The following is a 26,765-nucleotide window of genomic DNA, read 5'->3' as shown; positions in this document are numbered from 1 at the left end:
AAATCATTTGATTTTTCTTAATTATTCTTATCGTCTTAATCGTTTAAAGATTTAAGTCCTGTTAACCATGTCAAGGTTTTTAACCTTGACATGGTTAGGGAGATGTTGATTTTAGCTTTAAATGAAGCCTTATAAATAGCTATTACAATTATAGATACGTTAATTATTGTAAAGTAAAATTTATGGCTTAAAAAACCGATCAAATAAGGTCAGCTGCTCAGATAAAGATCTGCTCCAGTATTTAGGATCATGGATTCCTAAGGACTCCATATAAAGATGTGGAATCTTTTGGTCGGTTAGTTTTTTATGAAAATTTCTGTTCATGGCGATCATCTGAGTATCTTCCGTACCACAGTCGAAGATGTACTGCTGATCTGCTGAAGCCATTGCTTTAACTTTATTGTCTGTAAGAAATTTAGGATTTAACGAGATTACAGGACCCGCCATTTTATCTACCTGATACTTCGTGTACCCTTCTCCAAATGAAGCCAGATCCAGAGCTCCACAAGAGCTTCCAACGATGCCAAATGTCTTATTGTATGTCGTACCAATGTTCACAGCACCATAACCTCCCATGCTCCAGCCCAGGATACCGCGAAATTTTCTATCGTTTTTCACAGGATAGTTTTTATTGACAAAATCTACAAGCTCCTGCCCGATAAAAGTCTGATACTGTGAATCCTTAACCAACGGACTGTCTACATACCATGAATTGTAATTTCCGTCCGGCAACACATAGATCATCTTATATTCCTGCGCTTTCTGAACCAGATCCGGAATATCCTGCTTGATTGTTCTGTCGGGATTTCCGCTATACCCGTGAAGAATATAAACCGACGGATAGGTTGTTCCCTGCTGCACATCCGGCGTGATGATAATGGTTTTAATGTTCTTATTCATTTTGGCACTGAACACTTCTTTATGGATGATTTTCTGTGCGTAAAGCTGTGCAGATACCGTAAGTACACAGACAATACTTATTAAGTTTTTCATAGGATATAATTTAATTTTGTTGCTAACTTGGGAATCTGATAGGATTACATCCTATCTTAGGCTAAATCGCCACGTTGTGGCTGGCTACCATACAATTGTTCTTGATTACGTTACAAATATGCGGCCGATAAAATAAAAAAGCCTCAACATATGTTGAAGCTTTTGTCAGTTTATTTCTTTTTTTATGCGGCTCAACTGAGTGGGTGTAATGCCCAGGTAAGAGGCGATGTGATGCTGTTTAAGACGGTCATGCAGATGTTTATTCTGCAATAACTGTAAATAGCGCCGTTTGGCTGTTTCATGTTTTAAAGAAATCTCCAGCGGCTCTTTTTTTACCACCCAGTTTTTTTCCAGATAATGAATTTGAAATAATGCCAGATCATGATATCGGTTGATCAGCTCTCTGAAAGCCTTTGCAGGATATTTGATCACCGAGCAATCTTCAAGCGCAACAATATTAAACTCACTGGGTTCATCCTTGATCACAGCCGCAGTAGAAGCCACAAAACTTTTTTCTTCAAAGAAAATTTTATACACAGAATCTCCCTGCTCATCCACCGTATAATACCCTACCAGCCCCGATTTTATAAAGTAATAATATCTGGCCGCAGCTCCGGACTCCTGAAGAAGATCGTTTTTACGAAATTTTTCTTCTGTACAGATATTCATCAATGCCTCAACCGTTTCTGCTGATAATGGGTAATATGTATTGACTTCTTCTAAAAGTTCTTTCAAAGCTGATTGTTATTAATCTAAAATTTTCTTCATCATCAGATCCGTCTGATCATCATCTCCCAATGTGAAAGTATGACTTCCGAATTCCTCAAAACCATTTTTTCTGTAAAAATTCAGGGCTCTCAGATTCTTTTCCCAAACCCCAAGCCAAAGATAATCTTTGCCAAGACTTTGAGCGCTTTCTAAAGCTTGATCATACAGTAATTGCCCTACTTTCTGCCCATGATGGCTTTTTTTGACGTAAATACGCTCTATTTCCAGAGAAGTATCATCGTTCTTCAGTTCAGTTTGTGCGGCTCCGGAATTCAATTTAAGATAACCGACAGGATTATCCTCTTCCCATGCGATAAAGAAATGAGAATCGGGATTATTGAGTTCCGACTTTACTTTTTCCGTATTGAAACTTTCTTCCAGATAGGTTTTCATCGCCTCTTCAGAATTACTTTCTGCAAAGGTTTCAGAGAAAGTCTGTCTGCCGAGATTCTGTATGGTTTCCAAATCTTCAAGTGAAGCCGTATTAATGATTATAGATGCCATTTTTCTTTTTTGTTAAAATAATAATTTTTTAAACGCTTCAGAAGCCAGGTGGACCTGAACCGCCCAGTCGTCTGCGGCATCGCTTCCTGCATCATCGGAGATATATTTCAGGCACAGGAAAGGAATGTTCTCTTTTTTGGCGATCAAAGCAAGCGGATAGGCTTCCATATCTACAATATTATAATCCGTTTCGGAATGATTCATCTCAAAACTGTCTCCGCTGCCACAAATTCCTTCTTCCAGGCCGTTCATCTGAAGACCGTATTCCAAAACAGGTGGAATTCCGGATAAAGGGGTTTCATAAAGACTGAAGCCGAGACCTCTCACATCCATATCGCGCTGAATAAATTTTGTACAGCAAACTACTTCGCCTTTCCCAAAGTTTTTGCTTCCTGCAGAGCCCAGATTAACAATCAGTTTGGGTTTTCTGAAATGAATTTCTCTGGTCAGTTCAATCGCTGCATTTACTTTTCCTATTCCTGTTACCAGCTTATTTTTTCCTTCAAAAGCCTTTCCTGCTTCCGAATCCAAAGCAAAGACAAACAAGGTTTCAGAAACCGGATAATGAGCTTCGGTATTTATTTTTATCATTGAACATTAATATTTAAACAAAAATAAGCATTGAACAGCTAAAATGGGAATCCTTTTCTGTTTTTTTATCATCTGTACTGAACAAAAAAACACCCCGATCTGAGGTGTTCTATATTGAATGTCGATTGATTATAATTTTAATTCTTAATAAATTTAGAACTGAAATCTCCGATTTTATAGATATAAACTCCTTTCGTTAAGGTTTCAACATCAACGGTAATTTTGCTGTCATTAGAACTGAACGTTTTATTGATGACAAGTTTTCCTGCAGTATCATAAACCTGAACTTTATTGGCTCCGTTTCCGGGATTCATAATATTTAGAACTTTATTGGCCGGATTGGGAAATGCTGCTAATTTATTTTGTAACTGAATCTCCTTTGATGTCAATGTAGAAGTTGACAATGCATAAACATCAAACTGATTGGTAGATCCATTCACCCAATTATGAACAATTAATTTGTTTGTATTATTGACGTTGTCGTGATAAATTTCAAAATTTTCAGCAGATTGTTTAACTGATGGATTGGGGTGGAAATCCTTAATTAAATTACCGTCTTCATTGATTAACAGAAGTTTGTAAGTTATATTCCCTGTCGCCGTATCCTGAAAATAGGTTTCAACCATAAATTCATATTTGTCATCCGTGTTGAAAACATGCTTGGACATAAAGAAAGAGTTCGCTCCAAAATATCCTGAATAAAACAACCCATGATTAGCAGGCATAGGAACATTTACAGTTTTTTGTAAGGTATAATTTGAATTGTAAATTTTAATCTTGTTATCGGAGGTTTTTGATACATACAGAGTAGAATTGTCTTTATTATAGACAAAAACATCTTCATTATCAGCAAAAGAATGCTGAAGGTTGATTTGACCAAATACACAGCTTGTAGCTATTACAGCTAGCGATAATAGAATTTTTTTCATGGTTAGAATTGTTTTTTTAGTATTTAAAACTCCACAAAATTAATCTTTCTCCACCAATTCCACGAATGTCACGGCCTTTCAACATTGACATTCGGGAATATTTGTGGTTAAAAAATTAGAACAGTCAGGAAACTGGAAGAAGAAGGTTGAAAGTTACTTTTAACCATAATTATTTACTATTCAACTAAAATTAATAAACAGTCTAAAATCTGATAAATTAAAGATATTATGATCAACCCTCAAACTTCCTCACATTATTAAATAGTGCATCCATCAGTATCACAAGATGTACCGCCTTCTTTGGAAAGATCCTTAAACGGGCTTACCGTTTCTTTGTAAGCCTGTTGAAGCGCATCTGCAAAAACTTCAGCAGGTTGTGCGCCGGATACGGCATATTTCCCATTCAAAACAAAAAAAGGAACGCTGGAAATACTATTGTTTTTAGCCTCCTGAATATCCTGGTTAATTTCAGAATCGAACTCATTGGACGTCAAAGCCTGTCTCGCCTCATCTTTATCAATCCCTAAATTCTCAGCAAGAGCAACAAGTTCTTTTATATCCCCAACATTTTTTCCGTCGGTAAAATGGGCTATAAAAAGAGCTTCCTCCATTTCATTGGCCTTACCGTATTTTTTAGCAAGATGAAGCAGCTTGTGCGCTGTGAATGTATTGATGATCAAAGCTTTTTCAAAATTAAAATCAATTCCAACATTTTTCCCCATCTGGGCAACCTGACCAATCATCTGGGATGCCTGCTCTGCCGGAAAACCCTTTTTTTCTTTAAAATATTCAACGGTATTCTGAGGCTTTGAGGCATCTAAACCCGGGTCCAACTGGAAACTCTTCCACTCTAGTTCGATTTCGTCTTTAAACGGCAGTTTTTCAAGAGCGTGCTCAAAATTATGCTTTCCGATATAGCAGAACGGACACATGACATCCGACCATATTTCTATTTTCATTTTTTTCGTTTTAATTCTTGATGAAATTATTAATCCATCAAAATTACTGCATTTTATCAATGTAACAAAATTTGTTACAATATATTACGAACAGGGAATAATGACCTTCTCTTTTTCAGCTCTTTTCTCCAGAATACTTCTCAGGATGATCATGAGAAAAGCTAAAATCCCAAACACAAGACCTATCCATGGATTGTATGAAGCTCCTTTAGCAACGATCATCCATCCACCCAGGGTCGTTCCCAGAGTCACGCCCAGGTTTCCAAAAGAAGTGGCTAAACTGTTGGCAAATTCAAGAGAATCCGGGACGGAGGAAATCATATACGTGGAAGCATTCTGAAAGCTCGGAGAATACAGAAAGCCCCAAACCGCAATACTGATGATATTGGCAGGCAGACTGTCTCCTGAGAAATACAGTAGGAACGGCATAATGACAGTCCCGGAAAGGAACAGAGCGGTCGTTTTCGGGACATTCCAGCTCAGCATTTTTCCTGCGATCCAGTTTGAAAATACGCCAATAATCCCGAACAGGAAAAGCATATAGCTTACCATAGTTCCGTCCATCCCTTTTGCTTTATTCAGATAGTCGGCAAAATAACTGTAGGTAGAAAACCAGGCAGTGATCATGAAAAAATTCATGGCTGTACTGATGATAAACGTGGGTTTAGTTAAAATGGTGAGCTGGCTTTTGTAAGATTTTTTCTCCTGTACCGGCATTGGAGGAAGTACAAAATAGATCACGGTTAAAGCTATTGTACTCACAATCCCTTGCACGATGAATGAAGATTCCCATATCCATACACTGGCCAACCACGTCGCAAAAGGAACTGTAGTCACCATGGCCAGAGCCACCCCGATAAAGACAATGCCCATCAGCTTATTCGCCTGTTTTTGATCCGCACCGGAGACTGCGACTGACAGCGCTGTTGCGATATAGACCGGCTGTAAAAATGCGGGAAGTATCCTCACCAGCATCAGAAGCCAAAACGGTGGCGACATCGCGGAAATCACAGCGGTAAAAAGGAAGATAGCAATCGCTGTCAACATTACTTTCTTACGGTCAAATCCGGACATCAGCAAGGTCATAAAAGGCCCTGTTAATGCAATAATCAACGCAAAAGCACTGAGCAGCCAACCGGCTTTGTCAATTCCAATCTGATAATGTTCTGCAATCTGCGGCAGGATTCCTATCACTCCGAATTCTGTAGTAATGACCGCAATGAATCCCAAACATCCGATGTAGGCGTACTTTTTCATGCTTCTTTTTCTACAGCTATTTCAAGGTGTTGATGGGCAAAAGCTGCCATTTCATTTGCTGCCTGCTCCGCTTCATTCAATACTTCCCCCATATGCATAAAACCATGAACCATATCTTTGTAAAAGCTGGTATTCACGGAAACTCCTGCCTCTTTCATATGTTGGGCAAGTGCTTCTCCTTCATCCCTTAAAGCATCATGTTCAGCAATAAAAACCAATGTAGATGGTGTATTTTTGAAATCTTTTATCAATATAGGAACTGCCAACGGATCCGGATTGTTTTCACCTTCAGGATAATACCAGTTCCAGGCCTGAATACCGCCTTCTTTGTTTAAAACCGGTCCTGTTTCATAGATTTTCCATGAGTTTGTATTAAGTTGATTATCAGCTGCCGGATAGATCAGTATCTGAAACTTCAGAAGTTCTCCAACCTGTGTGGAAACACTTGCTGCAAGGGCTCCACCGGCACTGTCACCAATAATTCCAATCTGATCTTTATCAATCCCTAAGGCTTCTGCATGGTCAACAACCCATTTTACGGTATCAATGCAGTCATTTAATCCCGCAGGAAAAGGATGTTCAGGAGCTAAACGATAATCTACGAATATCACTGCTGATCCTGTTTTATTGGCCAATTTCCGTACTATAGCATCGTGGGTTTCAAAACCTCCGGCAATAAACCATCCACCGTGTATGTAGACAATAGCTGATGATTTCTGAGTAGTTTTTCCTTTCGGGCGGCAGATACGGATCGGGATCTGGTAGCTTTCCATCGGAATATTCAGCTCTTCGATCATCGTAACGGATTCTTTTTTTCTGTCAAGCTGAAGCGACATCGTTTCAAGGTATTTTCGGGTATCATCTAATGGATCCTGTGCATTGAATGACTGTATTTTTTCTAAATGACTGATGATTTGGGTGATGGGTGATGTAAATTCCATTTTTTTAAATTTTCCTGTTAATACTATTTTCAAAGGAACCTGAGCGCTATTGTTCCCGAACTGATGTTTATTTTCAGTTTCTGAGGACAAAATTAAATTTCAAACCTTACATTTGCACTGTATACAGCGAATTGTATGGTACTAACAAATTTGTAAGCTATGGGGAAAATAAAGGAAAATTCGACGAATAACATCAATAAAAAGTACATACAGGAATGTGATCTGTCTTATGCTGTCTGTAAAATTGGTGGAAGATGGAAGCTTCTGATTTTAAACAGATTAAAAGACGGAAAACTACGTTTTAGTGAAGTCCGGGACAGGATCTGCGGAATCACTGAACGGATGCTTACCTTACAGTTGAGAGAACTTGAAAAAGAAGGGTTGGTCAAACGGACCGTACATGCCGAAGTTCCGCCCAGAGTAGACTATGAACTTACGAATATAGCACGAGAGCTGATCCCGATCTGGGAAGAGCTCGAAAAATGGGGAAATAAGCACAAAGACTTAGTTCAAAGCAGTGAAATTGAGGCTAAGATTTAGGTTGAGATGCATTGACTTTGTTGCAAAACAAGACATGAGCGATGATCGCAAACAGTCCGAAAGACGCTCCTACAAAGCAGACCCCAGACCATTGAGCATATTGCCAGGCCATTGAAGCCAGCCATGTTCCGAGTGATCCGCCAATGAAATAGGAAACCATATAAACGGTGTTCAATCTATTTACAGCATTGGATTTAATTAAAAAATAATTGGTCTGGTTCATGATGTGACTCGACTGTACCCCAAGATCGACCAGGATAACGCCAACGATCAATCCCCAATACGTTTCACCCGCAAAATAAGTGAAAGCCCAGCTTCCCACCACAATAAAAAGTGAATACAATATAATCCTGTTGATATCCAGGTATTTCTGAAGTTTTCCTACTTTTGCGGCCGCCAAAGCGCCCACAGCTCCAGCCAGTCCGAAACTTCCCACTACAGAAGATCCCGCATTGAAAGGTGGCTTTTCCATATGAAAGACCAATGTCGTGAATAAAGCACACATAGATCCGAACGCCATCGCCCCACGGAATGAAGCCAGCTGTAAAATAGGCTGTGTTTTAGCCAGATGAGCAACGGATTTCATTAATTCTTTATAAGTTCCTTTGAAATTAGGCTGCATTTCAGGTAACATTTTGTACACCGCAATCCAAACCAAAATCATCAGCCCTGCCGCAATGCCGAACATCGCTCTCCAGCCCCATACATCTCCGACAATTCCACCAATAAACCGGGATAGAAGAATTCCTAGCAACAATCCAGACATTACGACTCCGATATTGGAAGATTTCTCTTTGTCAGAGGATAGTTCAGCAGCGATTGGTATAAATAATTGTGGAATCACGGAAGTGGCCCCAATCAACAGGCTGGCTGCATACAACATCCATAGTTGAGTAGCGAATGTCATCCACAATAATGATCCAAAAACTAAAAACAAATCGATCAAAATAAGTTTTTTACGGAAAAATTTATCTCCTAAAGGCACGAGAAGTAAAAGGCCCAATGCATATCCTATCTGGGTGAGTACAGAAATCCGGCTTGCTGCACTTTCGGAAACATGTAGATCGTCGGAAATAAGGGCCAGTAAAGGCTGGTTATAATAGTTGTTGGCTACCACAAGTCCTGAAATAATGGCCATTAGCCAAATCACGGTACGGGAAATGCGGGGGGATGAGCTTGCCTGCATGATACGAATAGAATTTATTTTAAAATTACTTGAAGAAAAAAGTATTTTAGCTGGTTAATGTCCATCTGTTATATAGCCAGAAAATACTTGAATAGTATAAAACCCCTGATGTAGTATTTATGATTTTTTGTTCTTTTGCCTTGAAGCAAAATGAACCAAAAGTTCAAGACTAGAAACTTCCACTAAAAATGAAATCTGTTCTCTAAAAACTCTAAACTCGTGCGGCAGCACTCTATGTTTAGAATCAAAATTTGTCCCGCACTCAGACAGGAGAGTTTTTTTAACGTTCACAGAATTCATTTTTTTTACGTTACAGTTTCTTAGGTCAATTTTGACACCTTTTGAACTATTGATTAAGTATAATTAGAAATAAAATAGGTAATATCGGTACTAAATACTATATCGTTCTTAAGATCGTCAAAGATAATCAAATTAAAAAAAGAGACCGTTTGGAAACGACCTCTTTCAATCAACTATGGCATTTAATCTTAAAATAATTTACAGGCAGGAAAAGAGGGAGATTGTTTTTTCGTTTGCAATAGCTTTAAAGAAAGTCAGCTATCTATTTTGTGTATATCTGTAACGGAAAAATAACTGTTAATATTTTGTCACAGTATTTTTTTGTTCTGTTTATTTGAACCGAATGATTCTAAATACCTTTATATAAAGGATTTTTGATGGAAATTCATTTTTTTTTAGCACATTTGTACTAATACACATTTCACACTAGTTCCATGGATTCCAAACAACAGCTTTTACAGCAGTCAATCGCGGCCAAAGATATTTTCCTGCCGCATATTTCAGCTGATCCGGTTATTTTCGGATTTGAGCATAATGAACTTAAAGTTCTTCTTTTAAAAACCAATTACAGACAAAAATGGCTGCTTCCGGGTGGTTACGTAAAAAAAGATGAAGATCTGGATGACGCAGTCAAAAGAATTTTGAAAGAAAGATCCGGAGTAACGGATGTTTATCTCGAGGAATTCGGGGTATTTGGAAAGAAAAACAGAAGTGAATTTCATTTTGAGGATTTTGATGATACGCTTTTCCAGAAACAGCGCTTTGTTACCGTGGGATATTACGCATTGTACAGTCCTTCAAGATTTCACCTGATTCCCGATGAGTTCAGCGAGACCTGCGAATGGGTATTTATCAGTCAATTACCGGAGATCGAGTTTGGAATGGATCATTATGAGATCATTCAGAAAGCTTTATTTACCCTGAGACAGAAAATATCTACAAAACCTATCGGTAGGAACCTTCTTCCTGAAAAATTTACACTTCCGGAATTGCAGAAATTATATGAAGCCGTTTTAGGAAAAGAGCTGAATCGCGGAAATTTTTACAGGAAAATAAAGAATCTGGGTATTCTTAAAAAGCTTGAAGAACAAAGACGCGGCGGTGCTCACAAAGCGCCTGACCTCTACTCTTTTGACGAAGAAAATTACGTCAAAGCTATGGAAAACGGACTCAACAGCTGGTAACTTCATTGTTTTTTCCGATGTGTTCTATTGAGAAAAAGGTTTTCAGGTTTTAGAAATAATAGGGAAATTTGCAGAATGAAAATTATTCCGCTTAAAGAAGGCAATTTCTCGGCCAGCAAAACAAAAGATTTTACGCTTTTAACAGATGAAAACTTTGATACCATAAAAGGAATCAGAATGTCTGTGCAGCCTTTTCTGGTCATTACGGATCACGATTATATCCTTCTTGATGCCGGTATCGGATGGAAAAGTACTGCCGGAAAAACCGTTATTTCCGAATTACTGGAAAAAGAAAATATCAAGCCGGAACAAATTAGCAAACTTCTACTTTCGCATCTTCATAAAGACCATATCGATGGCAGTATACAAAAGACTGACAATGGTTTTGTCCCAACGTTTCCAAATGCCAAAATTTATATCCAGAAGCGCGAACTGGCTTTTGCCCTGGAAAATAGAGGCAATCCTTCTTTTGATTTTGATATTCTGGAAAAGCTGATCACCCTGCCGAATATCGTCTGGATGAATGAAGATCAGGGAGAAATCAGTGATGAGATTTCTTTTGAAGTGGTGGGCGGTCACACCCCTTTTATGCAGGCATTCTGGATCCGGGAAAATGGTGAAACCGTTTTTTATGGGGCTGATGACCTTCCTCAGGAATCTTACCTGAAATACCATCTGGCGTATAAAAGTGATTTCGACGGGAGAAAAGCAATGGAACTAAGGATGGAGTGGCAGAAAAAAGCCGCCGAAGCGCAATGGAAAATACTGCTTTATCACGATCTGGATAAAGCAGTAATCCAAATATAATCTGACGCAAAAATAGGTTTAAAGATCATTAAACCACTTGTAAATATCCAGATCGGAAGGAATACTGAGCTTCTTCCGAATTCTGTTTTTTCTGTTCTGAATGGCTTTTGGGGTCACAAAAGTATAGGTCGCAATTTCCTTGGTGGTAAAGTTGAGTTTTAGGTAAATGCAGAAAATCAGTTCAGAATTTTTGAGATTGGGATGTACTTTCGTGATCTTATCAAAAAAATCAGGATATACTAATCTGAATTTATTCAGCAGGCGTGGAGAATTTTCTTTCGCCAATGCCATGATATCGTCCTGTACTAAAATTTTTTGGTTCAAATCTTCTAAATTGGATTGCGGTTTTTCGTTTTTCATAATATTTTTCTCATCTCTACTTATTTCTGATGCCTTTAAACGGGCAGCATCAGTACAAATTCTTCATCTCCGGCTATTTTATAACAGCTATTTTTTATATGGTGGCTTCACTTTGTATGCTTCAATTCCATTATTTTTTAATCAATACATATTTACAGTTTCGACATTTATTCTTAAAAATTCTCTAACTGAAGTTCATCTTTTCAATTATTTTTAAAACAAACAAAGAAATAAAAAATGATTAAAATTTTACAGAATTAAAATACCACATACATACCACGCCATGCCTATAAACAGTGTATTTTGTTCTATTTTAAACCGGGTTTTGAAATTGAACTGCTCATTTATTTATTTTAAACAAATTTAGACGATTGTAAACCTTGTTTTTATGATCCTAATCAATATTTCAAGGATTTCATTGTATGCGTGCAATAAGATTTAACGGGATTTTCAAACGGGACTTACGGTTTTATTCTGTGGTATGTATATGGTACGCAGTTTTGAAGAAACGCATTGAAATTGAACTTTCTTTACATTATTGAAATCAGAGACTTTTTTGTTTACCGCATAATGAAAGACATTAATGGTTAAACAGCTGTTTACCGTTTCAATTAAAAACCTATCACACCATGATCGCTGAAGATGTATTAATTTCATATGGAGCTGAAACCAAAGCGTATAAATCGGAGGAAATTATTTTCCGGGAAGGCGAATTTGCTACATTTTATTACCAAATTGGGAAAGGACAGATCAAACTCAATAATTATACGGAAGACGGAAAAGAATTTATTCAGAATATATTTTCGGGAGGACACAGTTTTGCAGAATCCCTGCTGTTTGTAGACCGTCCATATCCCATGAATGCGATCGCGATAAAGGATTCTCATATTCTAAGGCTTCCCAAATCTGTTTTTTTGAATCTGATTAAGGAAAATCAGGAGATCTCGCTTAATGTCTATCAATGTATGGCAGAAAGAATGTACTACAAATATCTGATGCTGTACAACCTCTCTTTCCAGAATCCGATACTGAAACTGAAACAGCTCATGGATTATCTTAAAAGTTACTACGAGGACAAGAGTCCTTACTCTTTTCAGATTCCCCTTACACGGCAGCAACTGGCTTCCCTTACCGGTGTCAGAGTGGAAACCGTTATCAGATCCATAAAAACAATGGAGAAAGAGAAGATTCTAAAGATTGAAAAGAGAAAGATTTTGTATTAGCTAGGAAGAGGGGTGATGGAAGATGGAAGTTCTATGAAGCCTGTGAAGAAAACAGAAGTCTTTCAATTGGTATTTTTTTAGTTTGGAAAAGGAAAATGGAAGTTATTATAGAGTTCCACTATTCTTTATTCGTATCAATTTCAAAACCTAGGGAGCAGGTAAGCTTTTTTGACGCAAAGCTTCATCTTGTTAATGTTTAGTTTTGAGGAAGGCAAAGACTGTGACTGCGTCACTGATGAAGCTCTGGGTATAAAACATCCGCTTAATCGGATCAATGAAATTGATTATGCTCTTTGCTCTCCTCGTACTGTACGGTATTATAATAGAACTTTGCGTGGAAAAATTTTATCTTTTCTCCAAGTTTTAGGTGATCCCTTAAGTCTCAACTCTTCGCTGCTTCCTACTGATTTTCTACAAAAACCAAATTCCGAAGAAATTCAGTGCAGCCTTCAAAATCGAAATAACGGTTTTTCAGAAGCTGGATTTGATAGTGTACCGGCAGGTATATTCCCCATTTTGAAAAATCTAAAATTCCCGGACTCTTTTCTAGTGTTATAGACAATTCTAAGTCTAAATCAGAAGATGTTTTGGATATTTCTTTAATGGCTGATTTGAAGATTTCTCTATTCATTTTCTTTTTGTTTTCATCCTCATTTGTCTTTATACTAAAAGAGCTTTCTAACTCAGAATAATGGCATGTTATTCCTTTAATCTCAAGAAGAAACCTTATTGTTCTGTTAATTCTGGAATCAGCAAATGAATAGAATCTGATATTGCTGTTACTTAATAATAAAGGACGTTCACTCTGGATATTCTTAAGATCAAAAATTGAAAATTTCTTACGAAGATCATGTATTACGTTCTCCCCATTTTCATTAATAGATTCTATCTTATTTTTTACTTTTAAAATGCTAAGCATTTTTTCTCTGATCCTGTGATCCGTATCTCCACCACCACCAAAAAATACAGGCTTTTTTCCATCTTTAGTAGGAATAACTTCTATCTTTTTTGAATGGAGATCTACTTCTACAATCTTCCATATTCTTGCTGCAAGAAATATATTTTCATCCTCTTTTAGCTGGAAAGACAAGGGCAGTTCACCTATTTTATTGCCGTTATGAGAAACTTTAAAAAAGGTTTCCGTTTTAAACACGCTATAAAAATCCTTATTGTTAACTACCTTTTCTCCTTCTATTCCAATGATAAGTTCTTTTCCTAATTTTTCAAAAAAATCAATTTTTATAAGATAATTAATTATCTCTACAGTTTCTTCTTCTGTAATATTAGCAAATGTTCTGTTTAACTTAATCTCATGAAGAAGTTTATCTAAAGTGATTCCTGAGGTTCCTTTAACTATTGAAAGAAGCTGATGAACAAGAATATCATAAGGCTTCTGGCTAACAGATACCGGTTCTATATAATGTTCCTGATATAACTGCCAGCAAGCTAGTGACTGCAATAAGCTCCATTCTTCCGTTGCATATAAAAATAAATTACTTGCTTTATCCTCTCTTCTTCCGCTCCGCCCGACTCTCTGTATCAAAGAAGCAATACTGTTGGTAGAATCAATCTGCACAACTTCATCAACGTTGCCTATATCAATCCCCAATTCCAGCGTAGAAGTACAGGAAATACAAAATTTTCGGTTCTTATTGTCTTCTTTCGCAAATTTTTCTATATCCTCTCTTACTTCTTTATCTACAGAAGAATGATGCGAAAAATAATTTTTATGCCCGCTTTTTCTTTCAGATTCTCTTTTAAGTTTCACAGCAACTTCTTCTACTCTCCCTCTAAAGTTAGGAAATATCAAAACTTTACTATTTTTAGTCTGTTCATAAAGATCCTCAATCAACTCTACAGGAAGTTCACTCGTTGTTCCTTCAAAATATTTAAAAACAGCATTAATAGGCTTCGGTGTGGTATCTCTGATGACTTTCGTATGTTCGGGATCTCCCAGAAAATTTTTGAGTTCAGCGTATTTATTTTCATCACTTACCGTTGCCGAAAGTGCCACAGTACTGAATTTCTTTTGGTTGACTTTCTGAAGACGCTGCAACAAAGACTGCAGATGAATCCCTCGGTCTGAGCCTAAAAAAGAATGAATTTCATCTATAACCACATACTCCAATGTTGAAAAAAGATGATGAATATTGTGTGGCTTATTTACAAACATCGCTTCCAGAGACTCCGGAGTGATCAGGACAATTCCTTCCGGAGCTTTGATAAGGTGATCTTTTGCTCCTTTTGAAGCTTCTCCGTGCCATTTCGTTACCGGAACATCCAGATAGGCACAGAGCTTTTCTACCCGCATAAACTGATCGTTGATCAAAGCAATTAAAGGTGAGAGATATAGAACTTTTACCCCTTGCTCTTTAAAATTAACTTTTGAAAGGATTGGCAGAAAGGCAGCCTCAGTTTTACCTGAAGCTGTTCTGGAAATTAAAACATAATTATTATCGGTCGGAATAATCCTCTGAATAGCAGCCTCCTGAATAGGCCTCAGACTTTCCCATCTCTGATCACGGATGTATTTTCTGATCGGCTCAGAAAGCATGTCGAATGCTGTCATATTTCCTCAATGTTGTCTAAGAGAACCAAATCGTTCGGTCTTTCGTCTGAAATCTCAATTTCTCCGAAAAGCTGCTTCTTGTCCACCGCCGGATTCTGTCGGATAATGTTCAGAATATTCAGAAAATCCCTGATGACTTCTCTGGGAGTCAGAAATTCCGAAGCTCCCGGTTTGTTGAACATTTCTTCCATGAAAGTGAAGATTTCATCATCGGTGATATTCAGTTCCGTTTTATAATTAAGATCAAAGATCAGCTTCAATTTCTTCAGCAAAACAAAGATTTCATTGTGGTCCAATGGCGTTAATTTGATCACCGGCTGGGCAAAATCTCTGATCTCAAGTGTTTCAAATTTATTGGTTTCCAGCCTGGATTTTAAAGCCTGATAGCTGAACAGTCCTCTCCTTTCGTTTTCCAGAAATTCTTTTGTTCCTGCAAAATTGATGAAGAGATTCGATATTTTCCCCTGAAAACAGTCGTTGTAAATGGATAAAATTTTCTCGTAATTCTTTTCCCGAGCCGCTGCCGTAGAGATTTTGTAGAGGTTGATGGCTTCATCCAGATTAATCATAAACCCACTGTAGCCCATGCTTACAAAGAATTTACAGAAATTCTTAAGCATATCATAAAAATTAGAATCATTGATGATTTCTCTGACACCCAGGTCCTGTCTTGCTTCCGTTTTGGTTTTATATTCGCCTTTGAGCCATTTCAGGGCATTTCTGCGAAGCAATTCATCTCCTTTGATGTAACCTTCGTAGTATTTAACGATCACAGAACCGAAATCGAAACCGCCGACTTCCGTGATTTCATTCACCGTTTTCATAATAGAATTCTGGATCAAACCCAAGTATTGATCGTTTCTGATTTCCGACAGTGAAATATGGTTTTCTTCGGCTGTTTTCGTAATCACCTGCTCAATCCATTTCTCCAGTAAAGTCTGTAATGCACCCCCTTCCGGCTTGGTCTGGATCGCAATATTGTCCATAATCGCAGAATATAAAATTACACTTTTTCCGTCGTTGGAATACAGTCGGTTGTCCGGAGTAAAATCTGCATTGGAAACAACGAATTTCTGTTTCAGGGCAACGGTGTTCAGTAAATGAAGCATAAATGATTTTCCGCTTCCAAAATCACCGATCCAGAATTTCGCCATGCTGTGACCGTTTTTCACATCATCCAGAGAACTTATAAATGCATTAATCTCTTCCGATCTTCCAACGGTTATATGCTGCACCCCTATTTTTGGGACTACTCCGCTCACCAGTGAGTTGATAATAGAAGTAGCTTCTTTGGGTTTAATATTGTCAATCATTGTTTAAAAGTTTTTTATAATAATCAGTATTAATTGTAAAATATTCATCCTCTTCTTCAATAATGATATCGTCTAGGATTTCAAAACAGAGATCATTAATTGAATCGATGGTAGATCCCATAAACAGGTTTTTAGACTGTAAATAGGTTGCCATTTCACTTTGAGGAATATTAAAACTCTGCTTTTCAAATAAGTCTAAAATTTCCTGCTGGATTTCTGATAAATTCAGTTGTTCAACATATTTCTGAGTCTCGGTTTCAGAATTCTGATGGGTGATGTTAATTGTCAGTTCGTCCTCTTCTTCCGGCTCTGCTGGTTTTTCAGTTATATTTTCTTCCTCATCATCATCTCTGAGATATTCTTCCAGCAAAACTACAGTTCCTGAATGCTGCCTTTGTACATTTTCAACCGCATCTCTGTCGATCACGATTTTTTTTCTTTTTGGAAGATACAGCTGAGAAGCTTTTTCAATGGCTGCTTTAAGATCCTTTGTTGTAATGAGCTCATTGACTATCTTTTCAAAATCTGTAAGCTGTTCATTTGTAGAGAACAGGCTCTTCTGAATGTTTTTTGTAAGCTGTTTTCTGTCAAATTGAGAAGAGTTCATATCTTTTTCAAAATAATGGAGATAAAGCTTTAAAGCACTGATCCTGTCATGCTTTGATACAAATTTTGAAGCTTCGAAAAAAATCAAGTCCTGAGAAGGATTTTTAATGTTTACATCCGCCAGCCTGAAGACTTCCCTTTCAAAAGCAAGAGCATTGGAAAAATCTTCTTTAATGGTTTCAAATTTTGCTTTCCACCGGCCGGTATTGTTTTCATTCAGGATGATATTTGTTCTGTGATCTGCATCCAGAATCTGATGCTGGTTTTCTATCAGAAAAGCCTCAAGTTTTGAAACGATCTTTCTGCTGTACTGGTGCAGAATATCCGGATGGGTATAGTTAAAATCCGTATTGATTTTTCTTTTAATTCCATAAACTTCCCTGACGTTATTTTCGCATAATTTTAATATTTGGTTGAAAATTTCAGTTTGTACCGCATCATAGGTATAGCGGTAATTAAGGCTTTCTTTTCTGTAATTATATTGCAGGCAGACAATGATTTCAGACAGTTCTTCAATAACCGTCGTATAGGATTTATTGACCGGAATACAATCGGTTTGGAGATAATTTATGGCTCTTAAAAACTGTTTTAAAATTTGTACTCTGCAGTATTCAATTTCATTGAAAACATTGTCTGCAAACCATAATCTGTCCAGCATTGCAGCCTGTTCATCATTTAAACTGAGTTTTCTGAGGTATTTTTTTCCTATTTTCCAGCCTTCAGGATCATATTGAGGCTGTTGTATATTTTCACCTGCAGGTTCCTGCACGTGTAAAGCCGTTCCAAAATCTATTGGAATATCCGCGCTTCCGGACACATCAATGATAGAGTCATCATAATGTTCATTCTGCATAGTTGTATTCGTATTTAAGGTGATATTTTCGGATAAATTTTCTCTTCAGATGGCATCAAAAACATCAAACTCATGAACCAGGACAATGGTATGTCCTGATTTTCTAAGATCCAAGGCTTTTTCTACCTTTCTTCCATAACAAGAATAACTCCAGCACGCATTATTGGTGTCGCCAATAATGAGATAATCCGTTTTTTTAGAAATAGTATTGACAGCAATTCCACCTTTGTCCTGAATCGCTTTCTGCAGTTCACTGCGATTTCCCCGGCTCAATATTCCTGTAATACAGAATGTTTTGTTTTCAAATATAATTTCGGGATCTAGCGCACAGATTCCTGAAATATTTACATCCGCAGTATCCCTTTCTATTTTAGCCGCTGTATCAGAGTTTTTCAGCTCTACAAACTGTTTGATAAAAGCTGTAAGTATCGTTCGTTCTTCTTCTTCAATGATTTTATCCGCAACAATAGACAACACCAGACTTCTGATCTCATCATAAGGATAATAGGAACTTAAATGTTCATTTTCGGAAAGCCATTCGTGAAGTTTGAATATTTCATGGTCATTTAAAATTCCATCCGCTAGAATTCCATGAAAAATCCCCTGTAATAGCTGAAGATCAGATGTGATTCCATTATAATAAATACTGCCGTGTTCGTATTTCTGACACAGCCAGTACAGATCTTCCACGGCTTCTTTGGCTGGTATTCCGTTGGTTGCCGTATTTTCAATCAAAAGCATAAATTCCCTGAACGGATTTCTGTTGACCAGATCATAATGCTCTTTGGCCCATAATCTGAGTTCTTCCATTTCTCTGGCATCAATTACATCATCTGAAATTATCCCCAGAAGAATGCCTTTTAATGAATTAATTGCTTTATCTGCTCTGGATTTGGTCGTCACAACCTGTAAGTCCGGATTTTCAAAATTCGTCATCTTAAATAATTTGAGTTGATTGGTTAATTAGTTTGTATTGATGGTAAAATCAACTTCCTAATATAGCAATATTATAGATTCAAAAATATTCAGAATTGAAAAAAAAGCCTTACGGTTTTCCGTAAAAGAAGAAGTTAGATTTTAGATTTTAGAGATTAGAAGTTAGAGTATGAAGGTTCTGTAAGACAACTTATCGTTTATCAATTATCATTCATCTTCTATTTTAAAACTACCCCGTCTTTTTGCTAGGTAAAAATCCACCCCTTCATAGAAGGAAAATTTGTGCCAATACAAATTGGTCATCTATATAAATTCCAGGTAGCATCCTGAATCTCGAAACCCGTATCCCGAAATAAACTTACACCTCTCCATCAAGCTGTCTCTGAAACTCCTCCAGATATTTCGCAAGATGCAATCCGTCTGCCAGTCCGTGATGGGCTTCCACAGAAACCGGAAGGTACTTTTTACCATCACGAATGCTAAACTTTCCGAATGTGATCTTTGGGACAGATTCTGAATTATTAAAGCTGGTAGGATGCAGCAGCGCGCTGAAAGAATTCCATGGAATGGTTGAGTGTCTGATGAGATCTTTTCCAAGTTCACCATTATTCATTCTGATCCCGGATGTTCGCTGTACATCTGCTATTTCTTCCTGCATCACTGCATTAAACACGTTAAAATCTTTGGAAAAAGGGATAAATGCAAAACCGAAAGTACCGTCTGCTCTGCCAATCGTAGTTCCGGCGTGAATAGCATCATACAAAACCACCTGACCATCTACGATTCTCAATTTTAATTCATCTACAGCATTGACAGCCACCATCGACCGGTGAAGATAGGTTGCGAAAAAAGAATGTCCGTTTTCCTTTGCATAAGCATAAGCTTTTGTACAGTCCACTTCAGTGGTAAAGCCAAAGTAGGGGCTTGCCATTTTGGAGAAAAATTCAAAATGTTCTTTTCGGTTCCAGTTTTCGATGTCTATGATCTTCATTGATTTTATTTGCTGCAAATTTCCGTAAGTTTTCCCGGTTTTAAAAGTTTATCATGAAAAAAATTATAGAAATAAAACATCGGAGATAGAATGAAAACTTACTATCTGTGGTTGATTTTGGTCGGTTTTTTGATGCAAACAGAACAGGTTTACACTATCAGATCTTTATTCTGTACTGTAAATTTCTCACTAACATTCTTTTGGCTTACTTACTAAAGAAGCTGTACTTAATAATAATTGAACACATACAATATGGAGACAGAAAAAATAGGATTCATCGGATTAGGAAATATGGGCCATCCTATGGCTAAAAACCTTGAAAAAGCTGGATTTCCGCTCTCAGTTTACAACAGATCACCTGAAAAAACTGAAGGTTTTAAAGAAAAATCAATCGTTTATACTCAAATTCCGGAGCTGGTTCAGAACAACAACATCATATTTACTATGCTTACCGATGATCGTGCCGCAAAAGCGGTTTATGAAGAAGTTTTAAAATCAGATATCAGCGGAAAACTCTTTATCGATATGAGTACTATTTCTCCGCAAGCAACCGGTGAAATTTCCGGAGCTGTTAAAATAAAGGAAGGATCATTCATTGATGCCCCGGTAGCAGGAAGTACCACGCCGGCTGCAGAAGGGACGCTGATCATTATGGCTGGTGGTGAAGAAAAAGATCTTCAGAGAGCCATGCCTTATCTGGAAAAACTTGGAAAAGCAGTCAAACATCTGGGCGAAAATGGAAAAGGAATTGCCGGAAAACTGTCGATCAACTATTTCCTTTCCGCTATTTATCAGGGTTTGGCAGAAACCGTTTTGTTTGCAGATCAATTGGGGATTGAACGCACTTCGATGTTAGAAATCATTAATGAAAGTGCAAGCGGAAGCGGTGCTACAAAAGTGAAAACACCTCTATTAATCAATAATCATTACGATCCTGCTTTTGCTTTGGACCTGATGTTGAAAGATATTCTCCTGGCTCAAAATGCAGGTGCAGATTTTCCACTATCAAAGGTTTTAAGCGAAACGTATCAGGCAGCTCATGATAAAGGCTTCGGGAAAGATGATGTGATTGGCATTATCAATTATCTGAAAAAATAAAACACGAAATGTTCTTGATCTCAGAAATAACATTTAACGGTAAACATGATGGATACACAAAATTTCAAAGGAACTCACTGGTCTGCAAGAAAAACAGGGCCAATTTATATTGTCAGTATCAAAGACCAATCAAGTATAGTTGAGGCTTTGACTGATTTTGTTAAAAGCCAGAATATACAGGCCGGAGAAATCACAGGTATTGGTGCTGTCAGCGAAGCCACCCTTCGATTTTTTAAACCTTCCGATAAAAAGTATGTCGATAAAACTTTTCATGAGCAGATGGAAATGACCAATATTTCCGGAAATGTTTCCGAGATCGATGGGAAACCGATGCTTCATATGCATATTACTTTGGGAAGAGAGGATTATACCGCTTTGGCAGGGCATCTTCTGGACGCAAAGATTCGTGGTGCAGGTGAATTTATTTTCTATCCGTTAGATACAAGAGTTGTAAAAGTGAAGAATGAAGAAGTGGGAATCAATTTCTATGATTTTGAAAAATGAAATGGCAAACTGCTTTGAAAGTAGTATTTTTGACTAAATATTTTCCTGATGTTTGACATCCTGCTTTCCCATATCCAAAACAAAGTTGAGCTTTCTGAAGAACAGAGCCATAAGATTCCATCTTTTTTTACGTTCAAAAAATTACGTAAAAAGCAATATCTGTTACAGGAAAATGATATTTGCAAATGTCTTTCATTCGTCAGTAAAGGCTTGCTTAAATCCTATGTGTTGGATGAAAAAGGAAACGAACGGATCAATATGTTTGCATTCGAAGGATGGTGGATCTCTGATTTTAACAGCTTTATTCATCAGGAAAAAGCAGTTTTGAATATCGATGCTGTAGAAGAAACCGAAGTATTGATGATTACATTGGAAAATTATGAAAGATTGATGCTGGAGATTCCCGTCATGGACCGTTATTTCAGGATTTTGTATCAAAACAGTCTGGTCACAAAAGATTACAGATTGATGGTTTCCAACAGCTTTACAGCAGAAGAAAAATACATGCATTTTGCTCAAAGAAGTCCGGACATCATCAAAAGGGTTCCCCATAATCTTATCGCTTCTTATTTAGGCCTTGCTCCCGAAACTGTAAGCAGGATACGAAAAAAATGGTCCCTGAATACTTGATCTGGATCAACACTAATGCATGACGCAAGTCAAGTGTTTCATCCTTCTCCTGTTCATAATTTTGTAAAAGAAATTTTACAGAAATGGACAATACAAAAAACATAGTACTGGTAGTCGGTGCGACAGGAATTACTGGCAGCAATCTTGCTGAAGAGCTTATTTCACAGGGATGGACGGTTTATGGACTTTCCAGAAATACAAATAACAACATTCCGGAACTGATTCCGGTAAAAGCTGATCTTCTGGATATCGACAGCTTAAATAAAGCACTGGATGGGATCTCACCTACTCATGTGTATTTCACAACATGGATGCGAAACGATACGGAAGAAGAAAACATCCGTGTGAACAGTGCATTGGTAAGGAATCTACTGGATGTTTTGGCTCCGAAAAAATCGGTAAAACATGTGGCTTTGGTGACAGGTCTGAAACATTATTTAGGACCTTTTGAAGCATATGCCAAAGAAGGAAAACTTCCTGAAACTCCGGTCAGAGAAGAACATCCGCGACTTCCTCTCCCCAATTTTTATTATGCGCAAGAAGACGAGGTGTATAAAGCTTCGGAAAGAGACGGATTTACGTGGAGTATTCACAGGCCCCATACTGTGATCGGTTATGCAGTGGGCAATCTGATGAATATGGGAACTACTCTTGCGGCGTATGCCAGTATCTGCAAAGAAAAAGGACAGAAAATGATATGGCCGGGTTCTGCAGAGCAATGGAATGGTGTTTCTGACGTGACGGATGCCAGAATCTTAGCCAAACAACTTGTCTGGGCTTCTACTACAGAATCTGCAAGAAATCAGGCTTTCAATATTGTAAACGGAGATGTATTCCGATGGAAATGGCTTTGGAAAAGGCTCGCAGACTGGTTTGGTATTGAAGCAGAAGATTTTGACGGAACAGTAAGACCGCTTGAAAATACATTGAGTACGGAAGGCAAAACCTGGAAAGAAATAGCAGAAAAATATGGTTTGAAAGAAAATAATCTCGACAGACTGGCTTCTGCATGGCATACCGATCTCGATCTTGGAAGACCTTTGGAAGTGATGTGTGATATGGCTAAAAGCAGAAAACTTGGATTTACAGCGTATCAGAATACAGAAGATTCTTTCAAGGAACTGTTTGAAAAACTGAAGGCGGAAAGATTGATTCCTTAATCTGAGTTTGGAAGCTGGGGAGGCTGGAAGTTACTATTAGACATTCATATTTAACTGTTCTCATCAAATTCGAATAGTCCTGAAAAATTAATAAAACTGCGATTTAGCTGTTCTTTGGGATACGAATATCTTCCCTCTTCCAGCTTCAAACTTCCCGACCTCAAAATAAAAAAGGAGCAGTTTATCGCTGCTCCTTTTTTATTATTGATGTGTTTTTTAGTTAAATCTCGCTGGTTGTCATTCCGAACTTCTGTTTGAACGAATAGTAGAAATGGGAAAGATTTTCAAATCCCAGCTCAAGATAAATATCTGACGGTTTTTTATCCCTGTGCCGGATCAGATAATACGCTTCTTCCAGTCTTTTTTCTTTAAGCCACTGTTTGGGTGTTGTATTGAATGCTTTGTTAAAATCACGCTTAAACCCCGACAAACTGCGGCCTGTGAGCCTGGCGAAAGTTTCCACCGATACATTAAACATGAAGTTCTTATTCATGTATTCTTTCAGATCAATCTTATGTGGTTCCGAAAAGTCAAAAAGAAGGTTTTTAAAATCAGGATTACTCTGAAGAATGAGTTCTATCGCTTCTTTGATCTTTAAAATAACTAATCTCGAAGTTGCTGTTTTTGTCTTATCAACATACGGCAGCAGCGAAACAAAATATCCTCTGAAGAACTCATCCGGTTCAAAAAACAACTTTTCAGTATTGGGAAATCTTTCCGCAGCCGTCATTTTATTTTCCGCAGCATATTGCCGAAGCGTTTCCTGATCAAGCGTTATAGAAAGAAACTGGTATTTTTCATTTTTTGAAGGCTGTTTTACCGTACGGATCAATTGATTTTTCCGCACCAGAACTACTGTATTCTCTTTTATGATCGTCTTTCCTTTGTCATGAAAAGCATGCGTTTCCCCGGACAGCTGAAAACCTAGAAAATGATCCGGAATAAATTCCTCATGTCCCCTGTACGTTTCAAAAGCACATGAATACACCAGTTTGTCGAATATGATCTCAGAAGTTCTCTCCATAATACAAATATCTGAAATTTAACCCACAACAGAAGCACCGGCCTCTGCAATCTCTTTGTCCTGCTCAGGAGTTCCCCCGGAAGATCCTATGGCTCCGATGATTTTCCCCTCAGCATCTTTGATCACTACTCCACCGGCAATCGTTAAAAGTCCGCCATTGGAATTCAGCATACCATATCCGTGCATATCTGCTCCGGCAATGATTGTTCCCATGACATCGCTGTTAACCCCGAACATCACTGCGGTTTTCGCTTTTTTAAGGGCAAAATCTATGACCCCGTAAACGCTGTCCAGTCTTGCTAATGTCATCAAATGTCCGCCATTATCTACCACCACAATACTTACTGGAATATTGATGGATCCAGCTTTTTCTATGGCTGCATGTAGTGCTTTTTCAGCCTGTTTATAAGTAATGTTCATGATTTAACTTTTTGCCGTCCATGCATCCGCCTGAAGCTGTTTTACAAAATCTTCCGTTTCTTTAGGATGTACGTTTCTGAAATTGGAATTTTCATCCAGTGCTACATTCACAATCACATCGGCCATAGACTGAGGATCCAGCTGATGCGCCAGAGATTCAGCAACGCCATCAAAAGAAGATTCCGGTGTGAAATTCACTTTAGGATCATACCATCGGAAGATAGAATCTACTCCTCTGTCATTGAATCCTGTTCCGAAAACGCCTGGATTGCAGGTTGCGATCTTGATATTGAATGGAGCCAGTTCAGTTTTTAAACCTTCTGCAATAGATTCCATAGCGTGTTTCGAAGCGCAGTAAGCCGCAACATAAGGAACCGTCCATAAACCTCCCATAGAAGTCGTGAATACAATTTTACCCGGCTTCTTCTGCTCAATAAATTTCTTAACGAAACCCTGCGTAAGTTCCAATGCACCGAAAACATTCACATCAAACATGGAACGGATAAATTCCAATGGCTGTTCTGCAATAGGACCACCTTCCATAATACCGGCATTACTGATTAAAATATCAATATCATACTTTTGATGGATATAAGCGATATCTCTGGAATTGGTTACGTCCAGTTTATCAGCTATCAGTTCAATTCCCAATTCGCCCGCCTCACGGATTAAATCACTTACCTGTGGATAAACCTGTGCCGTAGCGATTACTTTGTGTCCTTTTTTAGCCAGATCAAATGCGGCTATCTTCCCGAAACCGCTTGCTGCACCTGTAATTAAAATAGTTTTGCTCATTTTGTATTTCTTATTGTTACAGATACAAATTTCAAGGATTTTGAAAGGAAGATTATTGGTGGATGGTTCAAAGTTTTATTGGTGGAAAGTTCAATATAAAATTGGTTCACACCTATTTCTGTATGGAAAACAAACTTTGGTGAATATGAAGAGATGATCATGGAGCAACCCATGATGATAAGAGGAAAATTATTTATTGATATGAAAATGTTCTGTCATTCAGATGTGCTTTTTTTTAATTCCCTTTTTTGTTTATAAAAGTTTTTATCAGCAATGTAAATGGTCTTCTTTATTTCACAATAAAGGGTTTCCTTATTTTTATCTGTAAGCTGTGTTGTTTTAACAATGACAATTTCCTTTTCCGTTTTTATCCGCTCCTCTATTTCATTGAGTTCTTCTTTTGTATAAATGAATTCAGCATGGAGATCAATATGAGCAGGACGTTTAAAATAGATTTCTGCAGATTTATCCCAAATAACATATTTGTGATCCGTAAGATAGATCAGCTGAACCATAGGTATTGGATCGACTGAAGAAAACATACTGCCACCAAAAATACTTCCCATATAATTTTTGTTTCTATAACTGATAGGGAGCTTAATGCAAATCTGGGACAAATCTTTAGATACAAATTCTATCCGGGCAGTACTTCTGCGGTACATAGGAGATAAGTTGAATGCCCATTTGAATAGTTTTGGCAGTCCAATAATTTTTGCTCCGTATTTGCTTACATTTTGGTAAAAAGTCATTGTTAAAGTTTTAGATTGTTAATAATTTCATCCATTAAAAGCTGAATTTCATTTTTGGTATACAACCTTCCTATTTGTGCCAACCCAACTAACAGAGATAAAATTTCCATTGCCTTTAACTGACAATTCTTAATCATATGGAATTCTTTTTTATCAATACCGGATTCTAAGATTGCTGTGGTATGAGACAGAATGATTTCATTAAAATCCTTTAGCTTTTCGGTTATCTTTTCATCCAATGAATTATAATCAGAGGCTAAAGTTCCGGTCAGACAGATCTGCTGTTTATCAATAAGTGATAGATAGTAATTAAAAAGACCTTGCAATTTTTCCGTTGCTGAAAGTCCATTTTGGGCATGTTTCAGATTAAAGATACGCTGTTGATGTACTTCGATAATGGCCAGACAAAGATCAACTTTAGATGGAAAGTGATAATGTATAGATGATGTTTTTATGTCGATACTTTTCGAAATATCAGCATAACTAAAGGCATTATACCCCTTTTCAATTAGAAATTTATTTCCGATTTCAATAATTTTATCTTTCGTATTCATAAATCTATCTATTAGTAGGTA

The 26,765-nt window shown here is 37.5% G+C and carries 28 protein-coding genes; 8 read left to right on the top strand and 20 right to left on the bottom strand.

Annotated elements, in window-relative coordinates:
* Nucleotides 1-180 precede the first annotated feature (180 nt).
* The 8 genes from N0B48_RS18375 to N0B48_RS18340 form a co-directional block, all read right to left on the bottom strand.
* Entirely contained in the window at nt 181-993 is an 813-nt protein-coding gene (locus N0B48_RS18375; protein WP_259840417.1) for an alpha/beta hydrolase, read from the bottom strand.
* 165 nt (nt 994-1,158) lie between these two features.
* The gene (locus N0B48_RS18370) at nt 1,159-1,728 is read right to left on the bottom strand and encodes a Crp/Fnr family transcriptional regulator (RefSeq protein ID WP_259840416.1); all 570 of its coding nucleotides are present in this window, start codon (nt 1,726-1,728) and stop codon (nt 1,159-1,161) included.
* A 12-nt stretch (nt 1,729-1,740) separates the two neighbouring features.
* On the bottom strand, nt 1,741-2,265 hold the full coding sequence (locus N0B48_RS18365; protein ID WP_259840415.1) for a GNAT family N-acetyltransferase: 525 nt from the start codon (nt 2,263-2,265) through the stop codon (nt 1,741-1,743).
* Nucleotides 2,266-2,277: 12 nt separating this feature from the next.
* A complete protein-coding gene (locus tag N0B48_RS18360; protein WP_259840414.1) occupies nt 2,278-2,856 on the bottom strand; it encodes a 5'-methylthioadenosine/S-adenosylhomocysteine nucleosidase family protein in 579 nt (192 codons plus the stop codon).
* A gap of 137 nt (nt 2,857-2,993) precedes the next feature.
* Nucleotides 2,994-3,785: a T9SS type A sorting domain-containing protein gene (locus tag N0B48_RS18355; RefSeq protein ID WP_259840413.1), complete on the bottom strand. Its 792-nt coding sequence runs from the start codon at nt 3,783-3,785 to the stop codon at nt 2,994-2,996.
* 257 nt (nt 3,786-4,042) lie between these two features.
* Nucleotides 4,043-4,744 (bottom strand): DsbA family oxidoreductase, encoded by a 702-nt coding sequence (locus tag N0B48_RS18350; protein WP_259840412.1) that lies wholly within the window; start codon nt 4,742-4,744, stop codon nt 4,043-4,045.
* An 84-nt stretch (nt 4,745-4,828) separates the two neighbouring features.
* Entirely contained in the window at nt 4,829-6,001 is a 1,173-nt protein-coding gene (locus N0B48_RS18345; RefSeq protein WP_259840411.1) for an MFS transporter, read from the bottom strand.
* Nucleotides 5,998-6,942 carry an alpha/beta hydrolase gene (locus N0B48_RS18340; RefSeq protein WP_259840410.1) on the bottom strand — a complete coding sequence of 315 codons (945 nt, stop codon included), beginning with the start codon at nt 6,940-6,942 and terminating at the stop codon, nt 5,998-6,000. Before N0B48_RS18340 ends, N0B48_RS18345 begins: the two co-directional genes overlap by 4 nt.
* Before the next feature lie 159 nt (nt 6,943-7,101).
* On the opposite strand from N0B48_RS18340, the gene N0B48_RS18335 reads away from it, so the two are divergent.
* Nucleotides 7,102-7,482: a winged helix-turn-helix transcriptional regulator gene (locus N0B48_RS18335; RefSeq protein ID WP_259840409.1), complete on the top strand. Its 381-nt coding sequence runs from the start codon at nt 7,102-7,104 to the stop codon at nt 7,480-7,482.
* Here N0B48_RS18335 and N0B48_RS18330 read toward each other — a convergent pair.
* Nucleotides 7,472-8,668, bottom strand: coding sequence for an MFS transporter (locus N0B48_RS18330; RefSeq protein ID WP_259840408.1), 1,197 nt, complete (start codon nt 8,666-8,668; stop codon nt 7,472-7,474). The two genes, N0B48_RS18335 and N0B48_RS18330, sit on opposite strands and share 11 nt — an antisense overlap.
* A gap of 734 nt (nt 8,669-9,402) precedes the next feature.
* Between N0B48_RS18330 and N0B48_RS18325 the strand changes: the two genes are divergently transcribed.
* Both N0B48_RS18325 and N0B48_RS18320 read left to right on the top strand, forming a co-directional pair.
* Nucleotides 9,403-10,152, top strand: a complete 750-nt coding sequence (locus N0B48_RS18325; RefSeq protein ID WP_259840407.1) for an NUDIX hydrolase — start codon at nt 9,403-9,405, stop codon at nt 10,150-10,152.
* 75 nt (nt 10,153-10,227) lie between these two features.
* Nucleotides 10,228-10,959: an MBL fold metallo-hydrolase gene (locus tag N0B48_RS18320; protein WP_259840406.1), complete on the top strand. Its 732-nt coding sequence runs from the start codon at nt 10,228-10,230 to the stop codon at nt 10,957-10,959.
* A gap of 18 nt (nt 10,960-10,977) precedes the next feature.
* Here the strand turns inward: N0B48_RS18320 and N0B48_RS18315 are convergent, their stop codons facing one another.
* Nucleotides 10,978-11,319, bottom strand: a complete 342-nt coding sequence (locus N0B48_RS18315) for a helix-turn-helix transcriptional regulator (protein WP_259840405.1) — start codon at nt 11,317-11,319, stop codon at nt 10,978-10,980.
* 629 nt (nt 11,320-11,948) lie between these two features.
* On the opposite strand from N0B48_RS18315, the gene N0B48_RS18310 reads away from it, so the two are divergent.
* Nucleotides 11,949-12,542, top strand: a complete 594-nt coding sequence (locus tag N0B48_RS18310) for a Crp/Fnr family transcriptional regulator (RefSeq protein WP_259840404.1) — start codon at nt 11,949-11,951, stop codon at nt 12,540-12,542.
* 400 nt (nt 12,543-12,942) lie between these two features.
* On the opposite strand, the gene N0B48_RS18305 is transcribed toward N0B48_RS18310, so the two are convergent.
* The 5 genes from N0B48_RS18305 to N0B48_RS18285 form a co-directional block, all read right to left on the bottom strand.
* Nucleotides 12,943-15,111: a DEAD/DEAH box helicase gene (locus tag N0B48_RS18305; RefSeq protein ID WP_259840403.1), complete on the bottom strand. Its 2,169-nt coding sequence runs from the start codon at nt 15,109-15,111 to the stop codon at nt 12,943-12,945.
* Nucleotides 15,108-16,424, bottom strand: a complete 1,317-nt coding sequence (locus N0B48_RS18300; RefSeq protein ID WP_259840402.1) for an ATP-binding protein — start codon at nt 16,422-16,424, stop codon at nt 15,108-15,110. The genes N0B48_RS18305 and N0B48_RS18300 overlap by 4 nt, the downstream gene beginning before the upstream one ends.
* Nucleotides 16,417-17,883 carry a tellurite resistance TerB C-terminal domain-containing protein gene (locus N0B48_RS18295; RefSeq protein ID WP_259840401.1) on the bottom strand — a complete coding sequence of 489 codons (1,467 nt, stop codon included), beginning with the start codon at nt 17,881-17,883 and terminating at the stop codon, nt 16,417-16,419. The genes N0B48_RS18300 and N0B48_RS18295 overlap by 8 nt, the downstream gene beginning before the upstream one ends.
* Before the next feature lie 45 nt (nt 17,884-17,928).
* Nucleotides 17,929-18,819 carry a BRCT domain-containing protein gene (locus tag N0B48_RS18290; RefSeq protein WP_259840400.1) on the bottom strand — a complete coding sequence of 297 codons (891 nt, stop codon included), beginning with the start codon at nt 18,817-18,819 and terminating at the stop codon, nt 17,929-17,931.
* 358 nt (nt 18,820-19,177) lie between these two features.
* A complete protein-coding gene (locus N0B48_RS18285) occupies nt 19,178-19,810 on the bottom strand; it encodes a chloramphenicol acetyltransferase (RefSeq protein WP_259840399.1) in 633 nt (210 codons plus the stop codon).
* A 252-nt stretch (nt 19,811-20,062) separates the two neighbouring features.
* Between N0B48_RS18285 and N0B48_RS18280 the strand changes: the two genes are divergently transcribed.
* The 4 genes from N0B48_RS18280 (at nt 20,063) to N0B48_RS18265 (ending at nt 23,202) form a co-directional block, all read left to right on the top strand.
* A complete protein-coding gene (locus N0B48_RS18280; protein WP_259840398.1) occupies nt 20,063-20,908 on the top strand; it encodes an NAD(P)-dependent oxidoreductase in 846 nt (281 codons plus the stop codon).
* A 45-nt stretch (nt 20,909-20,953) separates the two neighbouring features.
* Nucleotides 20,954-21,412 (top strand): PPC domain-containing DNA-binding protein, encoded by a 459-nt coding sequence (locus N0B48_RS18275; RefSeq protein ID WP_259840397.1) that lies wholly within the window; start codon nt 20,954-20,956, stop codon nt 21,410-21,412.
* 48 nt (nt 21,413-21,460) lie between these two features.
* Nucleotides 21,461-22,042: a Crp/Fnr family transcriptional regulator gene (locus tag N0B48_RS18270; RefSeq protein WP_259840396.1), complete on the top strand. Its 582-nt coding sequence runs from the start codon at nt 21,461-21,463 to the stop codon at nt 22,040-22,042.
* Nucleotides 22,043-22,125: 83 nt separating this feature from the next.
* Nucleotides 22,126-23,202: an SDR family oxidoreductase gene (locus N0B48_RS18265; RefSeq protein ID WP_259840395.1), complete on the top strand. Its 1,077-nt coding sequence runs from the start codon at nt 22,126-22,128 to the stop codon at nt 23,200-23,202.
* 220 nt (nt 23,203-23,422) lie between these two features.
* On the opposite strand, the gene N0B48_RS18260 is transcribed toward N0B48_RS18265, so the two are convergent.
* The 5 genes from N0B48_RS18260 to N0B48_RS18240 form a co-directional block, all read right to left on the bottom strand.
* Complete coding sequence (locus N0B48_RS18260) at nt 23,423-24,226, bottom strand: helix-turn-helix domain-containing protein (RefSeq protein ID WP_259840394.1); 804 nt, start codon at nt 24,224-24,226, stop codon at nt 23,423-23,425.
* Nucleotides 24,227-24,244: 18 nt separating this feature from the next.
* Nucleotides 24,245-24,646, bottom strand: a complete 402-nt coding sequence (locus N0B48_RS18255) for a GlcG/HbpS family heme-binding protein (RefSeq protein ID WP_259840393.1) — start codon at nt 24,644-24,646, stop codon at nt 24,245-24,247.
* 3 nt (nt 24,647-24,649) lie between these two features.
* Nucleotides 24,650-25,441, bottom strand: coding sequence for an SDR family oxidoreductase (locus N0B48_RS18250; RefSeq protein ID WP_259840392.1), 792 nt, complete (start codon nt 25,439-25,441; stop codon nt 24,650-24,652).
* 215 nt (nt 25,442-25,656) lie between these two features.
* The gene (locus tag N0B48_RS18245; protein ID WP_259840391.1) at nt 25,657-26,190 is read right to left on the bottom strand and encodes a DUF4442 domain-containing protein; all 534 of its coding nucleotides are present in this window, start codon (nt 26,188-26,190) and stop codon (nt 25,657-25,659) included.
* Nucleotides 26,191-26,192: 2 nt separating this feature from the next.
* Nucleotides 26,193-26,744 (bottom strand): TetR/AcrR family transcriptional regulator, encoded by a 552-nt coding sequence (locus tag N0B48_RS18240; protein WP_259840390.1) that lies wholly within the window; start codon nt 26,742-26,744, stop codon nt 26,193-26,195.
* Nucleotides 26,745-26,765 lie beyond the last annotated feature (21 nt).

This window comes from Chryseobacterium herbae, from assembly GCF_025154075.1.
GTDB lineage: Bacteria > Bacteroidota > Bacteroidia > Flavobacteriales > Weeksellaceae > Chryseobacterium > Chryseobacterium herbae.
This window is presented reverse-complemented; position numbering and strand designations above follow the sequence as displayed.

Excerpts from the sequence above, each read along its gene's own strand:
- N0B48_RS18255 (WP_259840393.1), bottom strand. The coding sequence starts at position 24,646 with ATGAACATTACTTATAAACAGGCTGAAAAAGCACTACATGCAGCCATA.
- N0B48_RS18270 (WP_259840396.1), top strand. The coding sequence starts at position 21,461 with ATGTTTGACATCCTGCTTTCCCATATCCAAAACAAAGTTGAGCTTTCT.
- N0B48_RS18360 (WP_259840414.1), bottom strand. The coding sequence starts at position 2,856 with ATGATAAAAATAAATACCGAAGCTCATTATCCGGTTTCTGAAACCTTG.
- N0B48_RS18325 (WP_259840407.1), top strand. The coding sequence starts at position 9,403 with ATGGATTCCAAACAACAGCTTTTACAGCAGTCAATCGCGGCCAAAGAT.
- N0B48_RS18245 (WP_259840391.1), bottom strand. The coding sequence starts at position 26,190 with ATGACTTTTTACCAAAATGTAAGCAAATACGGAGCAAAAATTATTGGA.
- N0B48_RS18305 (WP_259840403.1), bottom strand. The coding sequence starts at position 15,111 with ATGACAGCATTCGACATGCTTTCTGAGCCGATCAGAAAATACATCCGT.
- N0B48_RS18310 (WP_259840404.1), top strand. The coding sequence starts at position 11,949 with ATGATCGCTGAAGATGTATTAATTTCATATGGAGCTGAAACCAAAGCG.
- N0B48_RS18355 (WP_259840413.1), bottom strand. The coding sequence starts at position 3,785 with ATGAAAAAAATTCTATTATCGCTAGCTGTAATAGCTACAAGCTGTGTA.
- N0B48_RS18330 (WP_259840408.1), bottom strand. The coding sequence starts at position 8,668 with ATGCAGGCAAGCTCATCCCCCCGCATTTCCCGTACCGTGATTTGGCTA.
- N0B48_RS18290 (WP_259840400.1), bottom strand. The coding sequence starts at position 18,819 with ATGACGAATTTTGAAAATCCGGACTTACAGGTTGTGACGACCAAATCC.
- N0B48_RS18300 (WP_259840402.1), bottom strand. The coding sequence starts at position 16,424 with ATGATTGACAATATTAAACCCAAAGAAGCTACTTCTATTATCAACTCA.
- N0B48_RS18365 (WP_259840415.1), bottom strand. The coding sequence starts at position 2,265 with ATGGCATCTATAATCATTAATACGGCTTCACTTGAAGATTTGGAAACC.
- N0B48_RS18265 (WP_259840395.1), top strand. The coding sequence starts at position 22,126 with ATGGACAATACAAAAAACATAGTACTGGTAGTCGGTGCGACAGGAATT.
- N0B48_RS18280 (WP_259840398.1), top strand. The coding sequence starts at position 20,063 with ATGGAGACAGAAAAAATAGGATTCATCGGATTAGGAAATATGGGCCAT.
- N0B48_RS18345 (WP_259840411.1), bottom strand. The coding sequence starts at position 6,001 with ATGAAAAAGTACGCCTACATCGGATGTTTGGGATTCATTGCGGTCATT.
- N0B48_RS18285 (WP_259840399.1), bottom strand. The coding sequence starts at position 19,810 with ATGAAGATCATAGACATCGAAAACTGGAACCGAAAAGAACATTTTGAA.
- N0B48_RS18240 (WP_259840390.1), bottom strand. The coding sequence starts at position 26,744 with ATGAATACGAAAGATAAAATTATTGAAATCGGAAATAAATTTCTAATT.
- N0B48_RS18320 (WP_259840406.1), top strand. The coding sequence starts at position 10,228 with ATGAAAATTATTCCGCTTAAAGAAGGCAATTTCTCGGCCAGCAAAACA.
- N0B48_RS18335 (WP_259840409.1), top strand. The coding sequence starts at position 7,102 with ATGGGGAAAATAAAGGAAAATTCGACGAATAACATCAATAAAAAGTAC.
- N0B48_RS18260 (WP_259840394.1), bottom strand. The coding sequence starts at position 24,226 with ATGGAGAGAACTTCTGAGATCATATTCGACAAACTGGTGTATTCATGT.
- N0B48_RS18375 (WP_259840417.1), bottom strand. The coding sequence starts at position 993 with ATGAAAAACTTAATAAGTATTGTCTGTGTACTTACGGTATCTGCACAG.
- N0B48_RS18340 (WP_259840410.1), bottom strand. The coding sequence starts at position 6,942 with ATGGAATTTACATCACCCATCACCCAAATCATCAGTCATTTAGAAAAA.
- N0B48_RS18350 (WP_259840412.1), bottom strand. The coding sequence starts at position 4,744 with ATGAAAATAGAAATATGGTCGGATGTCATGTGTCCGTTCTGCTATATC.
- N0B48_RS18275 (WP_259840397.1), top strand. The coding sequence starts at position 20,954 with ATGATGGATACACAAAATTTCAAAGGAACTCACTGGTCTGCAAGAAAA.
- N0B48_RS18315 (WP_259840405.1), bottom strand. The coding sequence starts at position 11,319 with ATGAAAAACGAAAAACCGCAATCCAATTTAGAAGATTTGAACCAAAAA.
- N0B48_RS18250 (WP_259840392.1), bottom strand. The coding sequence starts at position 25,441 with ATGAGCAAAACTATTTTAATTACAGGTGCAGCAAGCGGTTTCGGGAAG.
- N0B48_RS18295 (WP_259840401.1), bottom strand. The coding sequence starts at position 17,883 with ATGCAGAATGAACATTATGATGACTCTATCATTGATGTGTCCGGAAGC.